The organism is Anthropogastromicrobium aceti (assembly GCF_020687335.1).
GTDB lineage: Bacteria > Bacillota > Clostridia > Lachnospirales > Lachnospiraceae > Anthropogastromicrobium > Anthropogastromicrobium aceti.
Window position 1 is genome coordinate 1 of record NZ_JAJEQN010000076.1, and the last position, 5,399, is coordinate 5,399.

Below are 5,399 nucleotides of genomic sequence, written 5' to 3' on the forward strand. Positions count from 1 at the left end.
AACAGAAGCTGTACCGTATGCATATGTGCCCTCCTTTAACTGCGAATATGAATATATGTTCTTTGTTGATATAAACAGTATATCATACAATACACAAGGACACCAGCACAAAACGAGCAGTTGCCTGTACAAAATTTCGACAAAATTCGACATCATTGTCCGATAATTGCAAAAAGTTTCTTGGCTTTCCCACCCTATTTTTGTAAAGCTCCTCTCAGTTTCATTGTATCATCAGAACCTATGTTTTGCAATATTGAATTTGTAATCTAATCACGCTATCCCCAGTGCCTGCTTTGCAAGCTTATCGGCATAGTCATTATACTTGTCACCAGAATGACCCGTTACTTTCTGGAAGCGAATGGAAACCTTTGTCTTTGCTTCGTCAAAATACGCTTTGTACGCAATGGTTCCTTCTTTATTTGTCTTCCAAATGCCAAGCGGCCATTTTGCAATTCCTTCATAATCATGATAAATGACCAATCTTTTCTTGTTGTTTGCAATAGCGTATTCCATCGCAGCTCTGGCTCCCATAATTTCACCTGCGACGTTTCGCATACTAGCAAGGGTTGGATCGGAAAAGCTTTTGTTAAAGGTCTTTTCTTCGCCATTTTCCAATATTACCATGCCATAAGAGAAACGCTTGGTTGACTGGTCATAGCTTCCATCGACGTAAGCAACTAGTTCTGGTTCGTTTGATATGGTCTGTGTGATTTGATTGGAAGCAATTGACGAATTTGTATTATTAAATGGCTGTTTAGTATCTTCATCGAATGGAAGCTGATTCTCACCTTCAATCCCAAGCTTCATGAATCCTTTTGCACCTTCCATTGTTGGAAAACTTTTATATTCTGCACATGGGAAACCATGCACTTGCGCACGACACTCATCCCATGTGGTAAAAATTCCAGTCTTACGTCCCTTGCGGACGGCATAAAATTTTTTCGGCATGCTTGTTTTTCTCCTCCAAATTTTTCCTTTAAATTCTTGTGGCAGATCCAGAAAGAATCTCTGGTTCTGCCATATCGTTTTTTTATTTCAACATTCTTCGCATTTCCTACAATAGACATTGAACATTCTACGATTCTGCTACTCAACGCTCTTCAACGATTCGATCATATCAATCTTCTTTAATTGGAAGTACATAACACCGTTGACTGCCATGGAGAATACAAAGGCTAACACCATGCTGTAAATGTAGCTTGGCACAGAAATATCGTGTCCAAACATGACCTGATTAACCTGTACTGTCTTGATGATAAATCCATGAAGCACCTTTCCAATAAAAATTCCTGCAAAGGCACCAATTAAAGTCAGCCAGATATTTTCCCTGTAGACATACATAGCAACTTCAGAATCATAAAAGCCTAACAGCTTGATTGTTGCCAGTTCTCGTTTTCTCTCACTGATATTGATATTATTTAAGTTATAGATTACAACAAATGCCAGAAGGCTTGCTGAAATCACGAGCACTACAACAATAATATACAGACTGCTTAACATGCCATCGATCATCTCTCTTGTCGTACTAACATAAGTAACTGTTAAAATCTCATCATGATCCATAAGACGCTGTCCTAACACATCTTCATTTGCGCGGCCGTCTTTATTTAGCTTTAACCAGTACATGTTATATTCTGGTTCAGTCTGGAACACTTTTTCATAACAGCCTTCCGTCATATAAACATAATGCATCAGATAATTTTCCATAACATGTGCGACAACTGCTGTGACTGGTTCATTTTCACCGCTTGTTATTGACACAGTATCTCCCTCGCCCACACCAAGCGCTTCTGCCATCTGCTCTGTCAAAATGACACCATCATCAGTCAGTTCATATGTTTTCTTTGTTGTACGACTCTGAAAAACCATCATGGATTCCAATGCCTGCGCATCCTTACATACAACAGTGTAAGCAGTTCGCACATTTGAACCAGATGAAATATCCATCGACTTCATGCTGACCTTTGCAAACGTTTCAATGCCTGATTCATTTTCCATGATTTCATTAAGTGTTTTATCCGAGTCCTCTAGTTTATCTGTCTCGTCCGTATTTAATGCTGCCATCGCATCATACAGCTGAATATTATCATATTGAAGCGATGCAATATTCATAATGGAATCTTTAAGGCCAAATCCAACAACCATCAGACCTGTTGTGCATCCTATTCCAAAAACTGTCATAATCAGACGCTTTTTATAACGGAACAGATTTCTAAACGTATTTTTCTGTGAGAAGGACAAGTGTTTCCAAATAAAACCAATCCGTTCTAATAAAACACGCTTTCCCGGCTTTGGTGCTACTGGGCGCATAAGTACTGCTGGCTGCGCATAAAGCTCTCTGTAGCATGCCACAAGCGCAGCAAATGTAACACTGAACACGGCAAGCGCAGTAGATAAAATTGCATAATGCCAGTTATATGGAATTACTAACTTTAATAATGACGCATACATAAGGCGGTATGATATGATAATTATAAATGGAAACAGCTTTTCACCAATGAGCACACCAACAATACTGCCGCCTAGTGTTGCTGAAAGCGCATAAAGAAGATACTTTTTTGCAATGGCTGCCTTGCTGTAGCCAAGAGCCTTGTATGTTCCAATAAGTGTACGCTGCTCTTCTACCATACGTGTAATGGCTGTTAATGCAACAAGTGCTGCAACTAAGAAAAAGATTGCTGGAAATACCTTTCCAATTGCACCCATACGCTCAGCATTGCTGCCGTAATCAGTATATCCTGGAAGACTTTCGCGATTGATTACCTGCCATGTCGGCATCTTGATATCATCAAGCTCTTTTTGACCATCTTCAATCTCTTTCCATGCATCATCTAGCTTTTGTTTGGCCTCTGCCTTACTGCTCTCATAAGTTTCTTCCTGTTTTGTAAGTTCTTCCTCATTTTCTTTTATCTGTGCTTCTGATTGATCAAGTGTATTTTTTGCCCCGTCAAGCGCCGCATACGCCGCATCAATCTGTCCCTGTGCCTGCGCAATCTGATCCTCGCTCATCATGGCCTTTCCAGCATCGAGCTGAGCCTGCTGCTGTTTTAACTGTTCCACTGTTGTCTCATAATTTTGCTCATACTCTTTTCTGCCCTCGGCCAACTGATCCTTTGCGTCTGAAAGCTGCGCCCAGCCATCATCAAGCTTAGCTCTGGCATCAAAAAGCTCACTGTCAGCATTATCTTTTTCTTCCTGCCAGGTTTTTCTTGCATCAGCAAGCTCTTGCCTTGGCTCTTTTGTCACTTCATCATATCGTGCCTGACATCGTTCTTCTTCAAGTGCTTCCACACGTTTTTGCACTGGCTCTACTGCCTGTGTGTATGCATCTGTAAATGCAATCTCGTCATAAGCATCGGCTGCAGTAAGATAAATCTGCGTATAATAATCCTGTGTAAACACATTCTTCTGCACAATTGCAAATCCGTTAATCTGACCACTTCCTACCATACTGCTTCCACGCTCCATGGAAATGAAAAGCGGGCTGTCACCAAATCCGGTGACTGTATAGCTTGTCTGCGTCAAATCCTCACTAAGCTCAGTATCAGTTCCCGATACAAATGAAATCGTGTCACCTACTTTTACTTCAAATGCCTTTTTCAGACGATTATCAAGCAGACACTCATTTTCCTTTTCAGGAAGACGGCCTTCTGTCACTTGAATCTGATTCATTTTTTCTGGCATGGATAAAAGCTCAACTACGTAATCTGTCTCATTTTGCTTTGTGATTACATCCTTCATATACCCTGGCTCTGCGCCTGATATGCCTTCTACTTGTGAGAGTGCCTCTACATCATCATCTGTCAGACCCATCGTGCTTATCACACGAATATCCATCAAGTTGCTTGCGTCTGAAAACGCATCTCCTGTATAACGCATATCACTTTCCGTTGAACGAAGCCCTGAAAAAAATGATACGCCTAGTGCAACAATCAAAAAAATTGAAATATAGCGTCCAAGACTCTTTTTTATCTCCACCCGTATATCTTTATTTAATGCTTTTTTTCTTGCCATATGTTCCCCCTTTATTACCACTCAATATCTTCTACCGACACAGGAGATGGATTAGTGCGTACACTGGCTGCTTTTCCATTTTTAATACGTATCACACGATCTGCCATTGGTGCAATTGCAGAGTTATGCGTAATGACAAGAACAGTCATCTTTTGCTTGCGGCACGTATCCTGCAAAAGCTTTAAAATCTGCTTTCCTGTTACATAATCCAGCGCACCAGTCGGCTCATCACATAAAAGCATTTTAGGATTTTTTGCAAGTGCACGGGCAATTGAAACACGCTGCTGCTCGCCGCCTGATAGCTGTGATGGGAAGTTGTTTAAGCGCTCTCCTAGTCCAACCTCTTTTAATACTGTTTCTGCATCTCTTGGATTTTTGCAGATTTGAAGTGCAAGCTCAACATTCTCCTTTGCTGTCAAGTTTGGAACAAGATTATAAAACTGGAAAATGAATCCAATATCTTCTCTGCGGTATTTTGTCAGCTGACGATTCTTAAAAGACTCGATATGAACACCATCTACAATGACCTCTCCACTCGTAACAGTATCCATTCCGCCCAAAATATTTAATATGGTTGTCTTTCCTGCACCAGACGGACCGACAATCACTACAAATTCTCCTTTTTTTATTTCAAAATTCACGCCATCTGCTGCATTAATTGAAACTTCGCCCATATGATATGTTTTTCGCACATCTTTCAAAATTACATATGACTGCTCCATAATATTCTCCATTTCTTTTATTCTCTTTTTACTTATTCCATTGTAACATTGCCTATTTTTTTCTTCAAGCGCAACCCAATATTTTTATAAAAACTTTAGTTTTACAGTTCCTTATTTACAAACAGAACCTCAACGCTTATAATAAAAACTAGAAACAATTTTTTAGGAGGTTTTTTATTATGGAAATCATGCATACAGATAAGGCACCAGCAGCAGTTGGCCCATATAGTCAGGCTGTAAAGACAGGAAATCTTCTTTTCTGCTCTGGTCAGATTGGACTTAATCCTGCTACAGGCGAAATGGTTGGCACAACTGTTGCTGAGCAGGCAAAGCAGGTGATGGAAAATGTTAAGGCACTTCTTGAGAATGCCGGTGCAACATTTGACAATGTTGTAAAGACAACCTGCTTCATCGCTGATATGAAGGAGTTTGGAAACTTTAATGAAGTATATGCTCAGTATTTTTCAAACAACAAGCCGGCACGTTCCTGCGTACAGGCTGTTCTCCCAAAGGGCGCTCTTTGCGAGGTTGAGGTTATTGTTGAGCTTTAATTATTTTTTAGTTTTAAAAAAAAGCACCACCACCTTTGATATGCTACCCTCATATAGGACAATGAAATATAAAAGTCCTATATGGGGGTATTTTCATGTTCAGAAAGAGTAA

4 protein-coding genes are annotated in these 5,399 nt (G+C 40.1%); 1 reads left to right on the plus strand and 3 read right to left on the minus strand.

Annotated features, from left to right (window positions below):
- Positions 1–270: 270 nt before the first annotated feature.
- From LKD48_RS16065 to LKD48_RS16075, 3 genes are all read right to left on the minus strand, one after another.
- On the minus strand, positions 271–948 hold the full coding sequence (locus tag LKD48_RS16065) for a ribonuclease H1 domain-containing protein (protein ID WP_308732610.1): 678 nt from the start codon (positions 946–948) through the stop codon (positions 271–273).
- Between the two features lie 138 nt (positions 949–1,086).
- Positions 1,087–4,014, minus strand: a complete 2,928-nt coding sequence (locus LKD48_RS16070) for an FtsX-like permease family protein (protein ID WP_308732611.1) — start codon at positions 4,012–4,014, stop codon at positions 1,087–1,089.
- A gap of 14 nt (positions 4,015–4,028) precedes the next feature.
- The gene (locus LKD48_RS16075) at positions 4,029–4,748 is read right to left on the minus strand and encodes an ABC transporter ATP-binding protein (protein ID WP_308732612.1); all 720 of its coding nucleotides are present in this window, start codon (positions 4,746–4,748) and stop codon (positions 4,029–4,031) included.
- A 167-nt stretch (positions 4,749–4,915) separates the two neighbouring features.
- Here LKD48_RS16075 and LKD48_RS16080 point away from each other — a divergent pair, with 167 nt between their 5' ends.
- Positions 4,916–5,287 carry a RidA family protein gene (locus tag LKD48_RS16080; protein ID WP_066562820.1) on the plus strand — a complete coding sequence of 124 codons (372 nt, stop codon included), beginning with the start codon at positions 4,916–4,918 and terminating at the stop codon, positions 5,285–5,287.
- The last annotated feature ends 112 nt before the right edge of the window (positions 5,288–5,399 follow it).